We start from the raw sequence: 21,723 nt of genomic DNA, 5'->3' as shown, positions 1-21,723 counted from the left end.
TGCCGCGGCAGGTTTTTTTATGCCTGGAGAAAATAAATGGCGAATTTACATGGTGTGGAAACGATCGAACTGACATCCGGTACGGTCGCGGTCACGACGATCCAGACGGCCATTATCGGCCTGGTGGGTACTGCGCCTGATGCCTCTGCCGGAACGCCGGCGAGTGCCAGCACAGGAACCCCGATTCTGGATAATGTTGTGGATTTTTCCGCGACAGTTGCTGGCAGGTCAGGAAACGTGGTGGTGGTTGAGGCTGTAGCCGGCATCCCGAATGAAGAAAATCCCGCAGCGATTGAGACTTCTGCTGCCTGGAATGCGGAGGCATTAACGCTGACTATCACGCTTGGCTGCGATGAAACGGGCAAGCTGACGGCAACCCCTTCAGCAGTGGCCACTGCCGTGGGCGCGGTGGATGATGTGGCTGTCACCGCAACGGGAAGCGGGAGTGGCGTGGTCACACCGTTCCGGTTGCAGCTGGCAGGCGGCGAAGATGAACCTTTCCCGCTGAATACCCCTGTGGCGATTGTCGGTACCTCGATGCTTTCCCGGCTCGGTGAAAAAGGCACGCTGAAGCAGGCCCTGATGGAAATCAATGATCAGCGAAATGCCCTGACGGTGCTGGTGCGCGTGGCTGAAGTTAACGATACAGCTAAACAGCGTGCGGCGGTGCTGACCGGGATCGGCGCGCTGTCATCTGCTCGCTCCGTGACAACTTACCAGCCCCGTATCGTCATCGCGCCGGGGTTCAGTGAGGATGATGCCGTGGGTAAGGCTCTGGAAACCGTTGCCGGCAAGCTGCGGGCGGTGGCGTATGTTGACTGCGAATCCGGTGCGTCACTACAGGAAGTGGTCCAGCGCAGACAGTCCTATGGTACCCGCACCGAACTGCTGCGCCCGCGCGTACAGGTCAGCAATGCCGACGGCCAGCTGGTCTATCGTCCTTACTCTGCGTTTGCGGCGGGGTTGCGTGCCCGAATCGACTTTGAGAAGGGCTGGTGGTGGAGTAAATCCAACCAGGACATCAATAACATGCTCGGAGTGGAACAGATCGACGAGTTTATACTCGGCGATGAAAACTGCGACGCAAACCTGCTCAACATGCAGAACGTCTCTACCATCATCCGCCGGGCAGGGTTTAAGCACTGGGGCAACCGTCTGTGCGGTACCGATCCACAGTGGCGCTTCGAATCGGTTCGCCGAACCGCAGACGTCATCGAGGACAGTATTCAGGAAACGATGCTGGAATACGTTGACCGTCCGCTGGACCGGGAGAATGCCGACGACATTATCGGCACCATCAACGCCTATATGCGCCAGCTGGTCGGCCTCGGAGCCATTTTCGGTGGTCGCGCCTGGCTGGATGAAGAACTTAACACCGCTGAGAGCATGGCGGCGGGCGTGCTGTACATCAACTATGACTTTGGTCCGAAATCGCCGACTGAGCTTATCAGCCTGCGCGTCCGGGTGAATAACAACTATGCGCTTGAGGAGATGCTGGCAGCATGAGCGAAAAAAACACATTACGCGTCTGGACCTTCTTCCGGCAGGGGATCCGCATACAGGGGGCGCATGAATTTACTCCGCCGGCATTGTCCATTGTCAAAACGGATTTGCGTACCGGCGCACAGGATGCGCCGTCCCCCGTTGATGACGGTATGGAAGCACTCACCTGTCAGCTGAAGTTTTACGGTGTGGACGTGGATATGCTGACCGCCTTCGGTTTTGTCAGCGGCAGCCGTCCGCGCTTTACGGCCTATCAGGGCTATCTGGCTAACGGTACCGCGCTGGGTACCATCGAGGAGATCGAAGGCTTTGTGCAGACAGTCACTCCCGACGCGCGTGGCAAGGACAGCCTGTCCGAAAATGCCGTCACGGTGGAAATCGCCGTGAGCTATTACCGTCAGACCAAAGACGGTCGCGAGCTCTTTGAGATAGATACTGAGCGCTTCTCGCGCCGGGTGAATGGCGTGGATGTTCTGTCGGGTCTGGCGGCAAAAGTACGGCTTTAACTTCAAACAATCTTACAACGGCCTGCGGGCCGTTTTTTTATGGAGATCAACATGTCTTTTCCTGGTGAAACACGCGTTATCAAACTGTATTCCCCTGTTTCCTTTGAGAACGGTGGCCTGCTCGAACAGGTGACGCTGCGCGAGCCGCTGGTCCGTGACCGCATTGCCTTTTCCAAAGACCGCGGCAGTGAAGAAGAAAAAGAGGCGCGCATGATTGCGCTGCTGTGCAACCTCAGCGAACAGGATATCTGGCAACTGACTGCGGCAGATTATGCCCAGCTGCTGGACGCGTTTAATGTTTTTATGCTCCCGCCCGAGAAGCGACCGAAAGAGGGCTGATGCGGGCGATACGTTTTCTGGGACGGCGCCTGCATTTTCCCATGACGGAATACCTGGATATGCCGTTCAGTGTGTTTTCGGATTTTCTCACCGACGAAGTGGAGGCGGTAAATCGTGGCCGGATTAAGCCAGAACCTTAAGGCCGTCATTACCTTTGGCGGCAGTATCGACAGCTCCTGGAGCCGTTCAGCGAACAGCCTGCAAAAAAGCCTGAAGGACGTCGGAAAGCAGTCAGAAAAACTGACGAAAGACCAGGCCAGGCTGGCGGCTGAGATTAAGCGCGCGAAGCTGGCCGGGCAAAATCTTGGCGATCTTAAACGGCGTTACAGCGACGTCTCCCGTGAAATCCGCAAGACGGAGGCCGAACAGCAGAAGCTGAATCAGCAGATGCAGAAGACGCAACGGCTGGCCGCCTTCAAGGGGGCAGGGAAAGGGCTGTTTCGCCGTGGGCTCGGTATGGCCGGACAGCTGGGCGGGATGGTGGCTCCCGGGCTGGCGATTGGCGGCGGTGGCGTGGTGGCTTCCGCCCTGGGTACCCTGATTGCACCGGCGGCCACCAATGCAGAAACGGCCCGACGGGCCGGCGTGGCGAAAAGCTATGGCGTCGATATCCCGACGTTTGATGCCTGGGACACGCTCGCGAAGCAGTACGACATGAACGGGGAGAACATCGGCGACCTGTTCGAGGAGTATCTTCACAAGGCAGGAGAGTACAAGCAGAACGGCAAGCAGGGTTCCCTTCAGGATGCGTTTGAAACGCTGGGATTTAAGGCGAGGGATTTTGCCGGCCTCAGCGATATGGCGCAGTTCGAAAAAATCGTCGAGCGTGCGCTCAGCATGCAGGACGAGTCGAAAGCGTCGTTTGCACTGGATTCGCTGTTTGGCGGCGAGGCCAGCAAACTGCTGATGCTGCTGAAGCAGTCCGGCAAAAGCTACCGTGACCTGATGGACGAGCAGCGGCGCTATAACCTCGTCACGAAAGAGGGGGCTGAAGGGGCGATGGAGGGCAACCGCGCCATCACCAGCCTGCGCACGGTCTTCTCCTCTGCTGTAGCGGAAATCTCAGGGCAGCTGGGAAACGAGCTGGCACCGGATATCCGCCGGCTGACGGATGATATGGCGGAGTGGTTTAAGGGGGGCGGGATCAAACGCATTGTCAGTTTCCTGCGTAATGATCTTTACCCCGGCGTGCTGACGTTCGGCCAGGGCATTGTGTTCGTCGGAAAAGTGGCCTACGCGCTGGCGAAAAAATTGTCCTGGCTTTTACCGGATGAGAGAAGCGATCAGCGGGACGTACTCAAATCGCTGGCGATGACCGGCTCGGTTGATATTGCGCGCATGACGGCGCAGCGCAACGGTCAGGGCGAATGGTTTGAGCAGCAACTGAAGGAAAAGCCGGACCTGCCTGATGATGTGAAAAAATCGTACCGGGACACCCGGGGATTTTTCCGCGACGACGATGACACCTTTAACAGTACGCTCGATAAATACGTGGCGCCGGAAAGCAACGGCGCGCCGTTCTCCTGGGATTCAGCACTGAACCAGAACCAGGAGACGTCTGTGCAACCGGGACATGAAACATCCGACAGCACTGCCGGCGCCTGGAATAATTACAGACTGCCTTCCTTTCCCTCGTTTGAAAAAAGTAGCGTCTGGCCCGCAGCGGAAAAACCGAAGGGATCCGCAGACAACATCTCCGCGGATAAGCCGGTGGTCAATGTCGACGTTTATCCTTCCCTTAACTGGACAGCAGCAGAGGAAAGATCTGATGGGAATTCAAAATACCCGGCACAGCGTATCCCGGATGTGAATGTTGATGTCGATTCGTTACCGGGGACTGACAAAGCGCAGGATTTATTCAGGGGTAACGAACGTTACAGGGATAAAAGCGCAGACGTCCTGCACTTACCGCCTGAGATTAACTCCCGACAGCCTCCTGATCCTGTTTCAGACAGACCGGCAGAACTGTCAGGTGAAGTGGAAAGTAGTTACTGGGAAACTTTACTTCAGAAGCTGGATTTTGCGGACAAAGCGCCACCTCCCCGACAACTGACCGACAACCGTCGTTTCGAATTTCATTATGAGATACATGGCACACCTGGTCAGGATGAAAAGGCGATCGGGGATGAAGTTGTCGCGGTGACTAAAACCAGTCCGGTATTTAACGGTGACAGCAGCATGCTGGACGGAGGACAAATCTGGTGAGTGAAATTATTCCTGTCTTTGAAGACTACGGGCAGTTTCAGTCCAGCGCTGTTCGGGGGGCTCAGGCCGCCCGGGTGATGATGATGCTGGGCGATTTTGCCTTTTCGATCGACACCACGGCATACAACCAGCTGACCCGCGAGGCCAGCTGGCGATGGAGCGAACAGGAGCGGATCGGGAAGCAGGATTTATTGCAGTATACCGGCAAGCCCGGGCGAACCGTCCGGCTTGAAGGGGAATCGCATGCTTTCTTTCGCAAGGGGGTGGATGCTGTTAACGATCTCTTCGACCTGGCAGACCAGAATCAGCCTCAGCAGCTGGTCAGCGGTGAAGGAGATGTCCTGGGCTGGTGGGTGGTGATCGACTTCTCAGATACGACCAGCCGATTCCTGCCGGGCGGCGGCCACCGAAACAAAAACTGGACGATGACGCTGAAACATTATGCCGATGACATATCAAACCCGTGACGGTGATGTGCTGGATGCGATCTGCTCGACGCATTACGGCACAGAGAACCTTTCTTATATTGTGACGCAGGTTCTTGAAGCGAATCCTGGACTGGCTGACCGTGGGGCCGTTTATCCTTCAGGTCTGTTTATCACTTTACCGGATCTGGCTCCGCCGGTTCAGGCTTCTGCTTACAGCCTGTGGGATTAAAAATGGCAGATCAGATTGTTAAACCGGAATATGCTCCCGCTTTCAGCGTCAGCGCTGAAGGAAAAGATATTACCCGTGCGCTGCAACAATGCCTGGCAGAGCTGACGCTGACTGATTACGGAGGTGCCACGGCAAAAGCAGATGAGCTGAAAATCACCCTGCTCTCGGAAACGCTCCCCCTTCCGACAAAAGGCGCTCGTCTTCGCGTGGCGCTGGGTTTTAATGATCATCTGGTGGATAAGGGCTGGTTCGTGGTTTCCGGCGTGGCCAGCAGCGGCCCGCCACGTCGTATCGAAATTTATGCCACCGCTGCGCCAATGAACGCGCAAAAACAACCGGGTGATGTGATCAGCCAGAAAACACGCAGCTGGGATAACCTGCGACTGGCGGATTTGGTTAAAACGGTAGCGAAAGAAAACGGACTGGTACCAAAAGTGGCCGCAGAGCTGGCCGACATTCATATCGACCACGTTGACCAGGTGGCAGAATCGGACGCCAATCTGCTGACGCGCCTGGCCCGAACATGGAATGCTGTCAGTAAACCGTCGGGCGGATACTGGCTCTTTCTGCGTCAGGGAGCCACGGCAAATGCGTCCGGCGAACAGACCGCAGCTCTGATTATCACACCAGAAGAGGTGTCAAACTGGTCTTACAGCGAAGGAGAGCGGGGCAGTTCGACAGGGAAGGCCACCGCCAGCAGTGGTAAGTCTTCAGGCAAAATCGGCGTACGTTATTACGATGAGGCTGACGGGAAGACCAAAACCACCACGGTTGATCATGATGGTCCCTCAATGGCTAACCCGTATACCCAGCCTGTAAAAGCTACTGCCGATCAGCAGGCCAAAGCGAAAAAAACGCAGGCCCGCCGCAATGAACAAAAAATGACAGTAACGGGGCCCTGCCGACCCAGACACGTTCCTCTTACGGCAGAGTCTGGCGTATCCACGTCCGGCTTTGGCGAACGGGAAGATCGCGCCTGGGTGGTTGAGTCGCTGGTGTTTTCCCTGACACCTGCGGGTTTCAGTTTCACATACAACCTGGTGGTTGATATTCGCAAGCCTGCGAAATCCTCAAAAAAATCCGGCAGCAAGGATAAGACCGGCACGGATTACTTCGGATAACTCTCAGCCATCCGACAAACAGATACGGAAAATACTATGAACGGTGTAAACAGCCGGACCGGGAAACGCCTGTCCGGTAGCGATCATCTGCGCCAGTCCGTCAGCGATATTCTCTCCACGCCCGTCGGCAGCCGTGTACTGATCCGTGATTATGGCAGTGACCTGTTTTCGCTGGTTGATAACCCTCGTGATGACCTGACCAGGCTTCGCATTATCGCCGCGACCGCCTCGGCGCTGGCACGCTGGGAACCCCGGCTTAAGGTCACGCGCGTTGTCGTTTCTTTCCCTGCTGACGAAACGGGGTGTGTGGTGGATATCGAAGGGATTAACAAACAGAACAATCTTCCTGTCAGCACCGGAGGCATACCGATTTATGGCAAGCAGCTATGACGTAATTAACCTGTCCGCCCTGGCGGTGCCGGATGCTATCGTGGTACCGGATGCCGCTGACATTTTTACCCGCTGGCTGGCGCGCCTGCGCGAACTGGATCCGGAATTTGATGCGCTGGTGGAATCTGACCCGGCGTATAAACAGGGTGAAATCAACGCCTACCAGCTCACCCTGGCGTTCCAGCGGGTTAACGACGCAGTACGCGCAGTTTTCCTTGCCAGTGCCAGAGGGGCCGATCTCGACCAGCTGGGCGCGGCCTTTAACGTTTCCCGTCTGGTGATTAATCCCGGCGATCCGGATGCGGTTCCCCCTGTCGACCCTGTTTATGAAGACGACGACGCTTTCCGGGAACGTATACAGCTTTCGTGGGCGCAGCTGAATACGGCCGGCGCGCGTAACGCTTATCGCTTTCATGCCAAATCTGCGGATAACGATGTGCTGGATGCGGACGCCTACGGGCCTGAAACCCATAACCGGCCCGGCGAGGTAGATGTGTACGTGCTCTCGCGCACAGGGAACGGTCAGGCAGGACTCATTCTTATTGAAACTGTCATGAACACACTGAGCGCGGATGAAGTCAGGCCGCTCACCGATTTTGTCAGTGTGAAGAGTGCCAGTATCGCCAGCTATACCGTTAAGGCTGAACTCGAAATACCAGACGGTCCGGATGCACAGACGGTACTGGAAAACGCGATAAGTACGCTGACGAGCTACACACAGCTTTCCCATCGTATTAATGCCATCGTTCCGCTTTCCGCGATTTACTCAGCACTTCAGCAGCCCGGCGTATCCAGAGTTAAGTTGCTCAGCCCGACGGCTGATCTGGAAGCGGCAGCAGGACAGGCCCCGTGGTGCAGCGCGATAAACGTCACCCGTAAAGGAGGAGTGAGTGGATAAATTTCGATCTCTGCTTCCACCTTCAGCTATTCACCCGGAACGGGCGCAGGAACAGGCAAGCACTGAGCTGATCACGGCGCTGGATACTGACATGGTACGTAAGGTGAAAAATCCTGATACCTGTCCCGCACATTTGCTGCCATGGCTGGCCTGGGAATTCGCGGTGGATTCATGGGAGGAGGCTTGGACCGAGCAAGAAAAAAGGCAGGTGATCAGGGATGCCGCTTATGTCCATCAGCACCGGGGCACCGCCGGGGCGGTCAGGCGGTCGCTGAGCGCCGTCAGCCTCCCGACCACCGTGATTGAGTGGTGGGAGGATACACCGCGCAAGGATCCCTACACCTTCCGCGTGGAGGTTTACAGCTTACAGGCTGTTGACGAAGCACTTTACCAGCGCATACGGCGCCAGGTCGATAAAGCCAAAAACCTCCGCAGCCTGTTGACCACTATCGATGTGATCGCCGATCTGGGTGCGAAGGGAACTTATTATGCCGGCGGTGCTGTTACCGCCTGGATTGACGTTGTTATTGAGGCCGGAGAATAACCATGGCTGAGAAGTATTACAGCATTCTGACAAACCGGGGCAAGGAGCTGGAGACGCAATCCTCTGCAACCGGGAAGCCCGTCATCATCAAAGATTTTGTTGTGGGGGACGGGAACGGGCAGGCCGTTAAACCGGATCCTGCGCAGACGAAGCTGGTGCGTGAGGTATATCGCAGCGCAATTTCTGCACTACAGGTTTCTCCGGATCAGGCGAACCAGTTTTTTGCTCAGCTGGTACTTCCGGTTGCCGTTGGTGGATTTGTAGTCAGGGAAGTTGGCCTGCTGACAGATGCAGGCGAACTGTATTCTGTTGCGAACTGTGCTGCCATTGAAAAGCCTGAAAACGGTGTCAGCGTTAATCTGCAATTCCGTCTTGCGGTATCTGATGCGGCAAACGTAGAGCTCAAAGTAGCGACCGGAGATGGTCTGTTCCTGCGCATTGATAAAAACCTTTCTGAAATAGCGGCGAGAGGGGAGGCTGCACAAAAAGGGGCTCGCGAAGCCATAGGCGTTTATGATGCGACAACCTCACGTAAAGGACTTGTGCAGCTCAGTAGCGAAACCGACAGCTCGTCAGAGACGCTGGCTGCGACACCGAAAGCTGTCAGAGAAGCCGCTAAGGAGATCAAGGACGCGCTGGGAACGTCCGCATCTAAAGACGTCGTCACATCAAAAACAGATGCAACTGCTGGCCGCGTGCCGGTTGTAGGCTGGATGGGATTAGGTGGATATGGTTCGGACATTCTGCTTTCTGCTGCTGATGCCAGAAAACCTCTGCGGAATGGCTTCTACGGCGTGCAGTCGGAGCCGACATATGGAAATGCTGCCCTGATTAGTTTTGCCTATGACTCAGGCTCTCAGGTGCACCTTATTGCAAAACAAGGCGGCCAGGCGCCGTTAATCGGGCTGGCAGGCTCTACGCCACAAGGCGTTTTTGGTGACTGGGGAAAAATTTACACAGAGTTTCAGAAGCCCACCGCAATTGAAGTCGGTGCTGTTCCATATCGAGGGACGCTTGGTAATGTCGATTTGAATACAGTCAGAGGTACGCAGTACGGGCGGTTTAATCAGGCTTTAACTGCCAATGCTACTACTGCGAGGAATTACCCCATTACTGAAGCCGGCGAACTGGATGTTCACCAGACCAGTGCAAATGGAGCGGAGGCCTGCGTACAGGAATATCGTACTTTCAGTTCTCGTCGTGTTTTCCTTCGATCTTATAACCCGGCAGATAACACGTGGACAGAATGGTGTGAGTTCTATACAACAGCCAAAAAACCAACCGCGACGGAGGTTGGAGCTCTGCCTATTACTGGTGGGACCGTCACGGGTAATGTGATTGCGAATGGGTATTTGCGTTCAGGTAATACTCGCAAGCTTGAAGTCAGTTCTTCAAATACATCCACTCTTGATGGGATAATTAATCTTTGGGGTAATGCTGACCGACCGACAGTATTAGAATTTAAAGATGCGACGGGATACCACTTTTATTCGCAACGTAATGTAAATGGTTCCATATCATTTAATTTTAATGGTGCCGCAGAAGTCCGGGGGGCAATTTCTGCTCATGGTGAAATTGTTTCAAGAGCTGCGAATGGCCTGCGTATCGCCTACGGTAATTTTGGCGCATTCTGGCGAAATGATGGCACAACGCTTTATTTGATGTTAACAAACTCTGGCGATTCGCTGGGTAATTACAACTCACTTCGCCCGCTGTATGTGAATCTAACCACGGGCGCCCTTCAGTCAGGAACGCCGCTATCGGTTTACAACACAATCACTGCAAGCGAACAAATTACCGCAGGCAAAGAAATGGTGGCAGGTTATTCCGGTCCCTACGCCTGGGCTGAACAGTACAAATCGAAAGCGCCATTTTTTAACTCGTATTCGACTACCAACCCGAGTGAGTATCATCCGGTTATTAAACAGCAGTCAACCGTTACTGGTAAGAACTCCTGGGCATTTTCAATGGGGACGTTAGTTAGCGGAGATGTTCTTTCGTGGCACCTGCATATGAAGGGAAGTGGCTCGCAGGATATTAATTTCAAATGGGACACTAACGGCAACTTTAACGCGCCGGGCCAGGTGAATCCGGGAAGTTATGCCAATTTTGATAACCGTTATTACACCAAAACACAATCAGATGCGGGGTACATGCCAAAAACAGGCGCGTACACCAAAGCTGAAAGTGACGGGCGTTTTCAGCCTAAAGGCAGCTACACCCCTGCGGGGCAGGCTTACACGAAGGCGGAAAGCGATGCACGGTACAACCTCAAAAATACCGCAACCAAATCAGCCAATGCCATGACGCATAAAGATGCTTCAACAGGTGTTATGGAAGTAGTTATGAGTAATATAAACGTTCCAAGCAAAACAAATGTTAACGTGACATTTCCAGCGGCTTTTCCAAATGCATGTGTAGGAGTTGTAATTACATATAATGGGGCAGGGCATGGGTCTGGCGATGATTCGGTAATTTATGTTCCGTCTTATTCACGTACAGGATGCACATTATATGCTCATAACGCCGATGGTAAATTTATGCTAATTGCTAAAGGATATTGAAATGAGGATTTATTTTAGCCCTAGCGAAATTGGTTTTTATCATGAATCAGATAAACAAGCTTATTTACTAGCAGGTACGTGGCCGAATGATTTACTTGAAATTTCGGAGAAGTGGTTCCTGTATCTATTGGAAGGTCAACAGAAAGGTAAGGTAATCACTGTAAATGATTACGATCAGCCTGTCCTTGTAGACCCGCCAACCGCCACTAAAGAGCAGCTCCTTGCCGAGGCTGATGCTCAGAAAGAAGCGCTCATGAACTCAGCCACTGCCGTAATTGAGCCATTGAAAGATGCCGTTGAGTTGGGCATGTCAACAGATGAAGAGGAAGATTTACTGTTGGCATGGCAGCAATATAGGGTGCTGTTGATGCGGGTTGATACATCGCATGCACCAGATATCGAGTGGCCTGTATTGCCAGCATGATAATCAGGAATGCTTAAATTTTAATATTAACTTCTTCTCATTGTAGGCAACAGTGTTGTCCGGAATGTCTTTATTAACAAAAGTCATAGCGCCTATCGTGACATTGCTGCCTATAGTGAGATTGTTACCGATAATCGAGGTCCCAACTCCCAGATCAACGTTATCACCTATTGTTATCCTTGGGCTGGAGTTTTCATTCTTTACCCCCCCACCAATGCCAATGGTACAGTTATGTCTTATTTTGAAATTTCGTCCGATAATTACACATCCGTTTATAACAACTGATGTGAAGTGAGTTATATGAAGACCAGGTGCAATTGTAGCTGGCAGCTGTATCTCAGTGTTGTACTTTTGGACAAGTTTTCTATTAATTCTTCTGGCCAATTGTTTTTTCCATTTGGCATCGGAACTATAAAGATAAGAAGCAACTCGCCACCAAAAATTAAAGCGTCTCTCAGGGCACTTTAATGCTTTATGAAAAACGCGCGTCCATGAGAATTTCTTGTCGCTTTTCATTACTTCAGCTTGTAAGCACTCACGTAAATGGCGTTTTGATAGTTGATTACTCATTTTGAAATTCTCATTTTCACTTTTTCTGACTGGATCCGCGAATACATAGAGGGCACTTTCGCTAAAAGCCTCTTTCGAGGCTTATCGTTTTTCTCGTCCAATTACTTTATCTGCCGCGACGCGCGATAAGAAGCCAGACCGACTGCCGTATTCTGGATGCGCGGCCACAAACTGATCGATACGACGGATCAGTAATGAGGGAAGCGTCACATTGATTTTTTCCGCTTTTCCCATCAGGCGAGTTATATCCACGTCAACCAGGGCCCATACCGCACCGGTGTATTCCGGATCAGATAGCCAGTTTTCGACGGTCGTTGCTTCCGGAACGTTCTCGCCATCTTCAACCAGTAATTCGATGTGTGCCTCGATCGCTTCACGTACGCTTTCGATCGCGTCCTGATAATCATCACCACCAGAGAAGCAGCCAGGAATATCAGGTACGCGAACGCCGAAGGATGAATCGCCTTTATCAATAGCAACAGGGTACAACATGTAAACCTCCAGTAGGGGGGCTTAGAGCCCCGCCTGTTTTTTGATGCTTTTCAGTGTTGGTAACGGTATGTCTTTCTGTGGATGCTTTACCGTTACCAGCCCCTTTTTCGTTGGGTGTTTGAACTGGTGATGACTGCCTTTAACTCTCACCAGATACCACCCATCGGCTTCTATCATTGCTATTGCATTCCTGCTATCCATCCTCCGGCTCTCTGTGTTGTCTTGATGGGGTTATAATAACCCCTCGCTAATCGAGTGTCAATGATTTTGGGGTTATTGGGGTTATTGGGGTTATTAAATGCAAACGGCAGAAGAGAAGTGTAAGCAGCAATTGAGGATGAAGAGATTTTACTTAGATATGTGGTGCGTAGAATGCACTGGCGATCTTGCTGTCTGCATCCTTGATAAGAATTTCTCTGTCCTAAAAGACAGTTTTGATAGATAAAAAGATTAAAAGTTATCAGGATTATTCGATGTACTAATGCCGACTTTGATGAGACTCAATATCATCAACCCAAGAACTACTGCCACGGTAGAAGTGATTATGAATGCTGTCATGATGACCCTTTAATTGGTGAGCATGTTTATTAGACTCTGCGGATTCATAAACGTTCAGATTGCCCTGCAATATAGGTAGAGTTTTATCATGCGTCACTGAAGAATAACCAATCATAAGCGGCTGGTTTTTTTGTGTGGTTTTGGTCGGAACGAAAGAATTTTTAACCTCCGCCTTCAACACTCCATTGTCGGTGAGCGGACCAAAAAAGTTTCGCCATTATGATTTTTTGTTACCCGTAAGCAGTTGATTCATTTGATCATAAAATTATGAATTAATGGTGAAAATTAAACGTATGTATCTGATTACTATAGATAACACGCGTGATTTAAAATCCCTCGGCGTTCGCGCTGTGTGGGTTCAAGTCCCACTCCGGCTACCATGGGAAAACGCAGAATAATCAAAGCAATAAGCAGTGTCGTGAAACCACCGAAAGGTGGTTTTTTTGTGCCTGCAATTCCCCCTTCCTGACAACAAATCTTATTTTTCGTGCCTGACCCATGCACAACCATAATTTTTCGATCATTATGCGTCGAGGGCGTTTCCTTATCGCGTAAATTCTTATATCTCCGTTTCATCGATTGCCCTGCGGCAGCTTCGCAGATAACTTCATTTGGATTTTCCTTAGAAAAAGTGGAAGAGCTTGCAAATGGGCTGGGCAAGGGTATCAACAAATGATCAAAACATTGTTCTCCGGCGACAAGCTCTCGAACGTACAGGATATGAACTACGGTTGACAAGAGGCATCTAAAACCGCAATGGCGCTGGATTTGACCACTGGGAGCATTACGGGATGGCAGATGTACCAGATAGCTAAAGAGAATTGATTATGTCACAAGAATTAGAATTTTCGCTTCATCCACCCGTTTGGCCTGCCATCGTCTATTTTGTTGTATCTGTTGCAATTTTTTTCTTGCTTTATCTCGGGAAACTAAAAGTTAACAGGCTGCATAAATACCCGCTATTTATCGCATATATGGTGTTTGTAATCGCTGTTGCAGCCGTTCAGATAAACATCTTTGCTAATGGCTACGAGTTTGTCCGCAGCTTTTTGCATATCGATTTTGACCCCTATCGATATGACTCGGTATATTGGGGATCATTGTTTTTCTCCATAATTTACTTGCTGGCGTTGCCCCGGAACAAGTTTTAGCATAATGAAATTTTCATTTAAGGGACGTTATGTCTTTACCGCCATTGTATGCACTGCGTGCGTTTGAAGTTGCTGCGCGGTTGAACTCCTTCAGTAAAGCCGCTGAAACGCTCAATATTACGCCGGGTGCGGTCAGCAGACATGTTCGTACCCTTGAACTGTGGTTCGACTGCGAGCTTTTCAAAAGGCAAGGTCCTCGCGTGGAGGTCACTGAAGCCGGGCGAGTGCTTGCCGGACAGCTGAACGAGAGCTTCACGAGCATTGAATGGGCCTGCCGGGCATTTCGCAGTGAAAACCACCTGCTGCGGTTAAAAGCACCCAGCACCCTGACCATGAGATGGCTTCTCGACGTGCTGCGATCTTTTCGCAACAACCATGCAAAACCACAGGTTGAGATTGCCAGCGTCTGGATGGACATTGATACCGTTGATTTCAATCTTGAGCCCTACGACTGCGCCATCCTTCTTGGTAATGGCCGTTTTGGTGACACAACGGAAAGTCAGCTGCTTTTTCATGAATGGCTTATCCCGGTTTGTACTCCATCACTTATCGAACCGGCCCGGCAACGGCTTCCGCAATGTGATTTGATCCATCCTTCACCCGATAGACGTGACTGGCGGCGCTGGCTGCGAAGAACAGGATTGTTCCCGGGGCTCGATATGAGCAGCGGTATGGTGTTCGATACCCTTGAACAGGGAAGTATTGCCGCGATGAACGGGCACGGCATCGCTATCGCCGACCTGCATCTCACGCTTGATGCCCTGAAAAGCGGCCTGCTGGGCCTGCCGTTCAGGGAAGCTATTGCGACAGGGGATGGCTACTACCTCGTCTGGCCAAAAAATTCACTCAAAAGAGAGAGCATTCAGCATCTTCTGGCCTGGCTGCAAAACCATACCCCGGTCGTTCCGGCGCTGGATATCGATTATCTGGAATACGATGACAGTCGGGTTTATTAATACCGTTATGAATAAGATATGTTTGCCATCTTTTTATAACGTTCTGGCAAAGCGCTGTTCAGGCTGAGTACCTTATCCAGAATATAAAATGCTGGCGTGTTTTTCTGTTGCTCAGCGTCAATGATTGCCGCGCGTAATAGCGTGGCGGCAGACGAAATTCTGTGAAAATATTCTTCAGTCTCGGGCGTCTGTAATTCACCCGACGTGGCGTAACGCACGTCCGGCCAGCCGGAGAAGTCGAGCAGCGGAAGGGGCTTTCCTGCTTCAGGATGACAGGCTGAAATCAGCGCAGCCGCTTGCTTAGGGTCGCGATGGGCAACGGATAGCATGTATACGCGCTGCGCAAACGGTGACAGAGCCTCAGAGTGATGTTTCGTCGCCATAAGCATGGCCATAAAATCCTGTAAATCATCGGCTGAATCGGTGTCAGGTGGTAATACAGTTTTCAATAACTGATATAACGCATCAAGTGTCATATTTGCCCCGGATCCTCTTATCATTATTATTCAGTTTGCGGCTGAACGTTTTATCGACCCGCGCAAAGGCGGGTCGTGAAGATGATATTTGAATGCGGTCGCATCAGAAAAACGATTAATAATGGCAATCACTGTGAGTTTTTCTCACTATAGCCTTTTCGTTTCACACTCCACCCAGGTACGCCTTCCTCACCTCCGGATCCTTCAGCAACGCCTCGCCGCTGCCGCTTAACCGAATCTGGCCGTTAACCATCACATAGCCGCGGTCGGACAACTTCAGCGCGTGGTGCGCATTCTGCTCGACCAGAAAAATCGTCATTCCGTTACGGGCCAGTTCGCGCAGCGTCTGGAAGATCTGTTTAACCACGATTGGCGCGAGGCCGAGGCTGGGTTCATCCAGCAGCAGAAGTTTAGGACGGCTCATCAGCGCGCGGGCGATAGCCAGCATTTGCTGTTCACCGCCTGAAAGCGTCATCGCCCGCTGGTTACGTCGCTCTTTGAGGCGAGGGAAGAGGTCGAACATGCTTTGCATATCTTCCGCTGCATGCTGATTGCCGACGGGGATTGTCCCCATCAGCAGGTTCTCTTCTACAGACATATCCGGGAAAATGCGTCGTCCCTCAGGTGCCTGCGCGATGCCGCCGGTGGCAACATAGTGGGTAGATTTGTGGCTGATATCCTCGCCGCAGAAGAGGATCTGCCCGTTGCGGATCCGGGGCTGACCAAAGACAGACATCAGTAATGTTGACTTCCCCGCGCCGTTAGCGCCAATTAGGGCCACGGTTTCCCCTTTGTTAACCTCAAGCGAAACCTGCTTCAACGCCTGGATCACCCCGTAGAAAACATCCACATCCTGAAACTGAAGCATCGGTTCGCTCACAGATTTACCTCGCTTTCGTCGGTGCCCAGATACGCGGCAATCACTTTTTCATTGTGCTGAATCTCAGCCGGTTTACCTCTGGCAATTACATCGCCGTGATCGAGCACAATGATGTCATCTGAAATGCCCATCACCATCCCCATATCATGCTCGATCAGCAAAACCGTGATGTCATGGTGGTCGCGCAGGAACCGGATGATCTCACTCAGCTTGTGCGTCTCCACCGGGTTCAGGCCGGCAGCAGGTTCATCGAGACAAATCATCTCCGGGCCGGTACACATGGCGCGGGCGATTTCGAGGCGTCGTTGCTGACCATAGGACATTTCCCCGGCCAGACGGTTCGCGCAATCCACCAGATCCACCACCTCCAGCCAGTAAAACGCCCGGTCCAGCGCATCGTTTTCTGCCCGACGATACGCAGGGGTGTTCAGCACCCCCGCCAGCAGATTGCGGTTGACGCGCATGTGCTGTGCCACCAGCAGGTTTTCCACAACGGACATCTCGCGGAACAGGCGGATGTTCTGAAACGTGCGCGCAAGACCCGCGCGGTTCACCAGATGCGTGCCGCCAAACATTTTATAGAACAGGCGTTGACCAAGCTGCGCCGGGTTGAGCCAGTCGCCCGGCTGGAATTTCTGGCCGAGCACCTGAATGACATTGGTGGTTTTATTTCGTGCATTGAACAGAATGTTGCCGCCGGAGGCCCTGTAGAAACCGGTCAGGCAGTTAAAGACGGTCGTTTTTCCTGCGCCGTTAGGCCCAATCAGTGCGGTAATGGAGCCGCGCTGCACCTCAAGATTGACGTCGTTTAAGGCCTTGATCCCGCCGAAGTGCATCATCAGATGTTCTACACGTAAAATCGTTGTGTTCATGGCGCCACTCCTTTACGCACGGTAAATCCGCTGCGGTTGATGCGGATCAGACCGCGAGGACGCCAGATCATCATCACCACCATCAGCATGCCAAACAGCAGCACCCGGTATTCCGCAAAGCTGCGCAGCAGTTCCGGCGTGACGGTCAGCACAAAGGCGGCCAGTACGACGCCGACGGTGGAGCCCATCCCGCCCAGGACCACAATGGCGAGGATCAGGGCCGATTCAAAAAAGGTGAAAGAGGTCGGGTTAACAAACCCCTGGTAGGTGGCAAAAAACACCCCGGCGATACCTGCCGTCGATGCGCCCAGGGTGAAGGCCGAGAGTTTGACCAGAACGTGATTCAGCCCCATGGAACGGCAGGCAATCTCATCCTCACGGAGCGCTTCCCACGCCCGTCCAATGGGCATTCGGGTCAGCCGGTGTTTAATGTAGAGCACCAGCATGACTACCAGGAAAAGTACCGCATAGATGAAAATAAACTTCATGTTGGGGTTATAGGTCAGGCCGATGAACTCGTGGAAGGGGACGCCGCCTTCTTTGGCGCGTCGGCCAAACTCAAGGCCAAAAAAGGTTGGGGCAGGGGCTGAAACGCCGTTAGGCCCGCCGGTGAAGGTAAGCCAGTTGTTCAGCACCAGGCGGATGATCTCGCCAAACCCGAGCGTGACGATGGCGAGATAATCCCCGTGCATGCGCAACACCGGAAAGCCAAGCAGGGCGCCTGCGCCCGCGGCCATTAGCGCCGCCAGCGGCAGCATGCTCCAGAACCCAAGCCCCAGATACTGATACCCGAGCGCCAGCCCGTAAGCGCCGATGGCATAGAAGGCGACATAACCCAGATCCAGCAGCCCTGCCAGGCCAACAACAATGTTCAGCCCAAGACCGAGCAGGACGTAGATCAGTCCGAGAATGGCAACCGTCAGAAGGTATTTCGTTGCTACAAACGGGAAGCAGATCGCCAGCGTGACAATCAGCGGAATGATCCAGCGCATGCGGCTTTTATACGCCGGCGGCCGGACATACACGCCCGCATTGTCGGATTCAAACCGCGTCTGTAAACGTCTTCCGGCCGCCGTAGCTGAAAAGGCGCTCAGCAAAAAACGTCCCACCATCACCGTGCCAACAATCCACGCCAGCCGCTGGCCGTCAAAGGTAAAGCTGTAACCATCCAGTATCACACCCGCAATCGGGCCGAAAATAATCAGGGCGATCATTCCGGAAAAAATTGCGTCCAGAATGCAGCGCTTCAGGGAAAAACCGTCAGAGGTCATCGCGTTGTTCCTTACACTTTAGCCACGACAGGGCGGCCCAGCAGCCCCTGAGGACGGAAGATCAGAATTAAGACCAGCAATCCAAACGAGAACACGTCTTTATAATCCGAGTTCACCATCCCGGAGAATTGCGCTTCTGCGACGCCCAGAATCAGCCCGCCAAGCATCGCACCGGGCAAAGAGCCGATGCCGCCCAGCACCGCCGCCGTAAAGGCCTTGATGCCGATAACAAACCCGACGTAAAAATCAAAGGTGCCGTAATTCATGGTGATCAGCACGCCCGCCAGCCCGGCCATGGCTGCGCCGATAACAAACACCAGCGAAATTATTCTGTCGGTGTTGATACCCAGGATGGAGGCCATCTTACGATCCTGCTGTACCGCACGGCACATGCGTCCTAAGCGGGTACGGTTGATAATCCAGGTCAGCACCAGCATGCCCGCGAACGAGGCGATGAGGATAAAGACTTTGGTATAGGTTATCTGGACAAACCCTTCGCCAAGGTGAAAACGCAGCACGCCATCAAGCATGGTGGGCACGCCCTGCTGGCGCGGGCCCTGGCTGAGCTGGACGTAGTTTTGCAGTATCAACGACATCCCGATGGCCGAAATCAGCGGCGCCAGACGCGTCGAGTTGCGTAGCGGCTTATAGGCGATGCGCTCAATCGTCCAGCCATAAACGCCAGTGACCACGATGGTGAAAACCAGCGTTCCCAGGATCAGCAGCGGAAAGGAGTGGAGTCCAAAAAACGCCAGCAGGGCCAGGCCAATGGCCGAGAGATAGGCGGAGATCATATACACTTCGCCGTGAGCGAAATTGATCATACCGATGATGCCGTACACCATGGTGTAGCCGATGGCGATAAGACCGTAGACCGACCCCAGCGTTAAGCCATTAATTAATTGTTGCAGAAAGAATGTACTCATGGTCGCGCACCTGAATAAAGGGTTACGCCGACAGTCAGACCTGCCGGCGCTGAGCAGATTCCGTCCCGTTATGGCACTTCTTTATATTTGCCTTTGTCATCCCACTGGTAGACCACGTAGTCAGAGACTTTGAGGTCACCTTTGCTGTCCCAGGCTTTTTTACCCATCACCGTGTCGACAGGGTTGGCCTTCAGCCACTCGCTGGCTTTTGCGGAATCCGTCCCTTTCGTGGCCTTGAATGCCGCCGCGATAGCCTGCACAGACGCGTAGGCGTAGAGGGTGTACCCTTCAGGTTCAAATTTACCGGTGCGGAATTTCTCGATGACGGCTTTTCCGTCCGGGATCAGGCGCGGATCTTTACCGAAGGTCATGTAAATACCGTTGGTGTACTGTGCCCCACCGGCGGCGGTGACCATCTCTTCATTGACGATACAGTCTCCCGAGAAGAACTTCGCCTGCACGCCCTGTTCACGCATCTGGCGAACCAGCGGGCCCGCTTCCGGGTGACAGCCCCCGAAGAACACCACGTCCGGTTTTTGTGCGCCGATTTTGGTCACCAGCGCGTTAAAGTCTTTCTCCCCGCGGGACAACCCTTCGTACATCACCTCCTTAACGCCGCGTTTCGCCAGCGCCGCTTTAGTGGCATCCGCCAGCCCCTGACCGTAGGTGTCTTTATCGTGGATGATGACCACCCGTTTGGCTTTCAGCTTATCAAGAATAAAATCGCTGGCGACCTGGCCCTGCTGGTCGTCACGTCCGCACATGCGAAATATGTCGCTCATGCCACGTTCGGTAATCAGTGGGTTCGTTGAGCCGGGAGTGATGGAGAGGATCCCGGCATCGCTATAGACCTCGGAGGCGGGCATGGTCGACGAAGAGCAGAAGTGGCCGACGACCGCTTTCACCTTATCCTGATCGACTAAGCGGTTGGCAACGGCGACGGCCTGTTTGGGCTCGCAGGCGTCGTCGCCCTGAACCAGTTTGATTTTCTCACCGTTGATCCCGCCGGCGGCGTTAATGTCTTCCGCCGCCTGCGTAGCGCCATGCCAGTATTGATCGCCGTAGGTTGCGTTCGGGCCTGTGAACGGCCCGGCCACGCCGATGACGATATCGGCCTGCGCGGAAAAGGCCGTCACCAGACAACCGGCCAGCACCAGGGAGAGGGGAGTTTTGGTAAATTTCAGCGACATTATTATGTTCCTTAGCAAAGAGGTTTTTGCACCAGGTATAAACCCGAACGCCTGATGGCATCGTAAATCCAAAAACAAGAGCGAGAACAAAATGCACTTTAGAAGCAATCTCATGCTTAATACGGCGAGGATCCCACGCACCGCGAAGCGCGCAGAACATTAAGCAAAAAGGTTGCCAGAATGGTTAATCCCTTGACCGGGTCACAACACGTTGAGTATAGAGCGCCGTTTTATGCGCCTTTGCGGGATGAGATGAATTTACAGCGGAGATCACATCTCCTTAACAACAAAGCCCATAAGTTGTGCAACGGTCACGATTTGCACGTTTTTGCAGCAATAAAGACCTAAACTTCAGATAGGCACGCGCGGCGATATATGTCAGGATCGTTTTTTTTATCAGGAGTATCAGCAATGGCTGAAGGCCCATTAAATGAAAGCGAGATGGCGTGGCTGGAAGAGACATTAATCTCTTACGGTCACGACGATGCATCCGTGATTGACGTGTCCGAACTGGACGGCATGCTTACCGCAGTACTTTCCGGTCCCGTTGTGGTGGAGCCCGACACCTGGCTGGTGGCGGTCTGGGGTGGTGAGAAATATATTCCTCGCTGGAAAAACGATCGTGAGATGAACCGTTTTATCGATCTCTGCTTTAAGCACATGAACGATATTGCCGAGCGTTTGAGCGAATACCCGGATCAGTTTGAACCGCTGTTTGGCTATAACGACGTTGACGGTCAGAGCTATACCGTGGTGGAAGAGTGGTGCTATGGCTACATGCGCGGCGTGGCGCTGACGGACTGGTCATCCCTGCCGGAAGCGCTGGAAGCGGACCTGGCGGTGATTGCCCTGCACGGGACGGAAGAGAACAGCGAGAAGCTGGATGCGCTGACCGAAGAGGAGTATATGGCCAGCATCGAGAGCATTCAGCCTGCGGCGCTGCGTTTGTATGACTACTGGGTGGCTAACCCGCAGCAGCCGGAAGCGAAAAAGCCGATCGTGAACGGGTCGAAGGTGGGGCGTAATGACCCGTGCCCGTGCGGGAGTGGGAAGAAGTTTAAAAGCTGCTGCCTGCATTAAATCATTAATTACTGTGGCCTGAATGGGGCACGAGTGTTGAGTCCCCGCTAAAATCGGCGAACCGGAGACCAGATGACAAGGGCTGGACGCCATGGATGGCGGCCAGAGGCGAATCGAGACAGGATGTCGAGTTGAGCCGACCGCAGGCAG

Annotated in this window: 25 protein-coding genes; 15 read left to right on the top strand and 10 right to left on the bottom strand. The window is 53.0% G+C overall.

Annotated elements, in window-relative coordinates:
- The first annotated feature begins 36 nt into the window (after positions 1–36).
- The 12 genes from ACOTXD_RS14735 to ACOTXD_RS14680 all read left to right on the top strand — a co-directional run bounded on the left by ACOTXD_RS14735 (position 37) and on the right by ACOTXD_RS14680 (position 11,151).
- Positions 37–1,506 carry a phage tail sheath family protein gene (locus ACOTXD_RS14735; protein ID WP_126501245.1) on the top strand — a complete coding sequence of 490 codons (1,470 nt, stop codon included), beginning with the start codon at positions 37–39 and terminating at the stop codon, positions 1,504–1,506.
- Positions 1,503–2,009 carry a phage major tail tube protein gene (locus ACOTXD_RS14730; protein WP_023299868.1) on the top strand — a complete coding sequence of 169 codons (507 nt, stop codon included), beginning with the start codon at positions 1,503–1,505 and terminating at the stop codon, positions 2,007–2,009. The genes ACOTXD_RS14735 and ACOTXD_RS14730 overlap by 4 nt, the downstream gene beginning before the upstream one ends.
- 51 nt (positions 2,010–2,060) lie before the next feature.
- Positions 2,061–2,348 (top strand): phage tail assembly protein, encoded by a 288-nt coding sequence (locus tag ACOTXD_RS14725; protein ID WP_023299869.1) that lies wholly within the window; start codon positions 2,061–2,063, stop codon positions 2,346–2,348.
- 114 nt (positions 2,349–2,462) lie between these two features.
- Positions 2,463–4,553, top strand: coding sequence for a hypothetical protein (locus ACOTXD_RS14720; RefSeq protein ID WP_226868920.1), 2,091 nt, complete (start codon positions 2,463–2,465; stop codon positions 4,551–4,553).
- Between the two features lie 5 nt (positions 4,554–4,558).
- Complete coding sequence (locus ACOTXD_RS14715; RefSeq protein WP_369794028.1) at positions 4,559–5,020, top strand: phage tail protein; 462 nt, start codon at positions 4,559–4,561, stop codon at positions 5,018–5,020.
- Positions 5,001–5,210 carry a tail protein X gene (locus tag ACOTXD_RS14710; protein WP_048208479.1) on the top strand — a complete coding sequence of 70 codons (210 nt, stop codon included), beginning with the start codon at positions 5,001–5,003 and terminating at the stop codon, positions 5,208–5,210. Before ACOTXD_RS14715 ends, ACOTXD_RS14710 begins: the two co-directional genes overlap by 20 nt.
- Positions 5,211–5,212: 2 nt before the next feature.
- A complete protein-coding gene (locus tag ACOTXD_RS14705; protein ID WP_126501247.1) occupies positions 5,213–6,331 on the top strand; it encodes a contractile injection system protein, VgrG/Pvc8 family in 1,119 nt (372 codons plus the stop codon).
- Between the two features lie 36 nt (positions 6,332–6,367).
- Entirely contained in the window at positions 6,368–6,721 is a 354-nt protein-coding gene (locus tag ACOTXD_RS14700; RefSeq protein ID WP_048208482.1) for a GPW/gp25 family protein, read from the top strand.
- Positions 6,705–7,619 (top strand): baseplate assembly protein, encoded by a 915-nt coding sequence (locus ACOTXD_RS14695; protein WP_048208484.1) that lies wholly within the window; start codon positions 6,705–6,707, stop codon positions 7,617–7,619. Before ACOTXD_RS14700 ends, ACOTXD_RS14695 begins: the two co-directional genes overlap by 17 nt.
- Positions 7,612–8,163: a phage tail protein I gene (locus ACOTXD_RS14690; RefSeq protein ID WP_048208486.1), complete on the top strand. Its 552-nt coding sequence runs from the start codon at positions 7,612–7,614 to the stop codon at positions 8,161–8,163. Before ACOTXD_RS14695 ends, ACOTXD_RS14690 begins: the two co-directional genes overlap by 8 nt.
- 2 nt (positions 8,164–8,165) lie before the next feature.
- Complete coding sequence (locus tag ACOTXD_RS14685) at positions 8,166–10,727, top strand: phage tail protein (protein WP_053070160.1); 2,562 nt, start codon at positions 8,166–8,168, stop codon at positions 10,725–10,727.
- Between the two features lies 1 nt (position 10,728).
- Entirely contained in the window at positions 10,729–11,151 is a 423-nt protein-coding gene (locus ACOTXD_RS14680) for a tail fiber assembly protein (RefSeq protein WP_032634116.1), read from the top strand.
- A 3-nt stretch (positions 11,152–11,154) separates the two neighbouring features.
- Here the strand turns inward: ACOTXD_RS14680 and ACOTXD_RS14675 are convergent, their stop codons facing one another.
- The 4 genes from ACOTXD_RS14675 to ACOTXD_RS14660 all read right to left on the bottom strand — a co-directional run bounded on the left by ACOTXD_RS14675 (position 11,155) and on the right by ACOTXD_RS14660 (position 12,771).
- Positions 11,155–11,721 (bottom strand): serine acetyltransferase, encoded by a 567-nt coding sequence (locus ACOTXD_RS14675; protein ID WP_045345254.1) that lies wholly within the window; start codon positions 11,719–11,721, stop codon positions 11,155–11,157.
- Between the two features lie 81 nt (positions 11,722–11,802).
- Positions 11,803–12,213 carry a type II toxin-antitoxin system HicB family antitoxin gene (locus tag ACOTXD_RS14670; RefSeq protein WP_048208489.1) on the bottom strand — a complete coding sequence of 137 codons (411 nt, stop codon included), beginning with the start codon at positions 12,211–12,213 and terminating at the stop codon, positions 11,803–11,805.
- A 21-nt stretch (positions 12,214–12,234) separates the two neighbouring features.
- Positions 12,235–12,414 carry a type II toxin-antitoxin system HicA family toxin gene (locus ACOTXD_RS14665; protein ID WP_012906750.1) on the bottom strand — a complete coding sequence of 60 codons (180 nt, stop codon included), beginning with the start codon at positions 12,412–12,414 and terminating at the stop codon, positions 12,235–12,237.
- Positions 12,415–12,663: 249 nt separating this feature from the next.
- A complete protein-coding gene (locus tag ACOTXD_RS14660; protein WP_350360576.1) occupies positions 12,664–12,771 on the bottom strand; it encodes a YnaM/YnfT family protein in 108 nt (35 codons plus the stop codon).
- 827 nt (positions 12,772–13,598) lie between these two features.
- Here ACOTXD_RS14660 and ACOTXD_RS14655 point away from each other — a divergent pair.
- Positions 13,599–13,922: a hypothetical protein gene (locus ACOTXD_RS14655; protein WP_003859653.1), complete on the top strand. Its 324-nt coding sequence runs from the start codon at positions 13,599–13,601 to the stop codon at positions 13,920–13,922.
- A gap of 29 nt (positions 13,923–13,951) precedes the next feature.
- Complete coding sequence (locus ACOTXD_RS14650) at positions 13,952–14,878, top strand: LysR substrate-binding domain-containing protein (protein ID WP_022651459.1); 927 nt, start codon at positions 13,952–13,954, stop codon at positions 14,876–14,878.
- Positions 14,879–14,883: 5 nt separating this feature from the next.
- Here the strand turns inward: ACOTXD_RS14650 and ACOTXD_RS14645 are convergent, their stop codons facing one another.
- The 6 genes from ACOTXD_RS14645 to ACOTXD_RS14620 all read right to left on the bottom strand — a co-directional run bounded on the left by ACOTXD_RS14645 (position 14,884) and on the right by ACOTXD_RS14620 (position 20,493).
- Positions 14,884–15,354, bottom strand: coding sequence for a hypothetical protein (locus ACOTXD_RS14645; protein WP_023314369.1), 471 nt, complete (start codon positions 15,352–15,354; stop codon positions 14,884–14,886).
- Between the two features lie 163 nt (positions 15,355–15,517).
- The gene (locus ACOTXD_RS14640) at positions 15,518–16,234 is read right to left on the bottom strand and encodes an ABC transporter ATP-binding protein (protein ID WP_017384431.1); all 717 of its coding nucleotides are present in this window, start codon (positions 16,232–16,234) and stop codon (positions 15,518–15,520) included.
- The gene (locus ACOTXD_RS14635; protein ID WP_058675027.1) at positions 16,231–17,106 is read right to left on the bottom strand and encodes an ABC transporter ATP-binding protein; all 876 of its coding nucleotides are present in this window, start codon (positions 17,104–17,106) and stop codon (positions 16,231–16,233) included. Before ACOTXD_RS14635 ends, ACOTXD_RS14640 begins: the two co-directional genes overlap by 4 nt.
- On the bottom strand, positions 17,103–18,377 hold the full coding sequence (gene livM, locus ACOTXD_RS14630; protein ID WP_061856506.1) for a high-affinity branched-chain amino acid ABC transporter permease LivM: 1,275 nt from the start codon (positions 18,375–18,377) through the stop codon (positions 17,103–17,105). The genes ACOTXD_RS14635 and livM overlap by 4 nt, the downstream gene beginning before the upstream one ends.
- An 11-nt stretch (positions 18,378–18,388) precedes the next feature.
- Entirely contained in the window at positions 18,389–19,303 is a 915-nt protein-coding gene (locus ACOTXD_RS14625) for an ABC transporter permease subunit (protein WP_003859667.1), read from the bottom strand.
- 68 nt (positions 19,304–19,371) lie between these two features.
- Positions 19,372–20,493, bottom strand: a complete 1,122-nt coding sequence (locus ACOTXD_RS14620; protein WP_003859669.1) for a branched-chain amino acid ABC transporter substrate-binding protein — start codon at positions 20,491–20,493, stop codon at positions 19,372–19,374.
- Between the two features lie 411 nt (positions 20,494–20,904).
- Between ACOTXD_RS14620 and ACOTXD_RS14615 the strand changes: the two genes are divergently transcribed.
- Positions 20,905–21,573 carry a YecA family protein gene (locus tag ACOTXD_RS14615; RefSeq protein ID WP_045896092.1) on the top strand — a complete coding sequence of 223 codons (669 nt, stop codon included), beginning with the start codon at positions 20,905–20,907 and terminating at the stop codon, positions 21,571–21,573.
- Positions 21,574–21,723 lie beyond the last annotated feature (150 nt).

It is taken from the genome of Enterobacter cloacae complex sp. CDL013 (assembly GCF_049238805.1).
Lineage (GTDB): Bacteria > Pseudomonadota > Gammaproteobacteria > Enterobacterales > Enterobacteriaceae > Enterobacter > Enterobacter hormaechei_C.
This window is presented reverse-complemented; position numbering and strand designations above follow the sequence as displayed.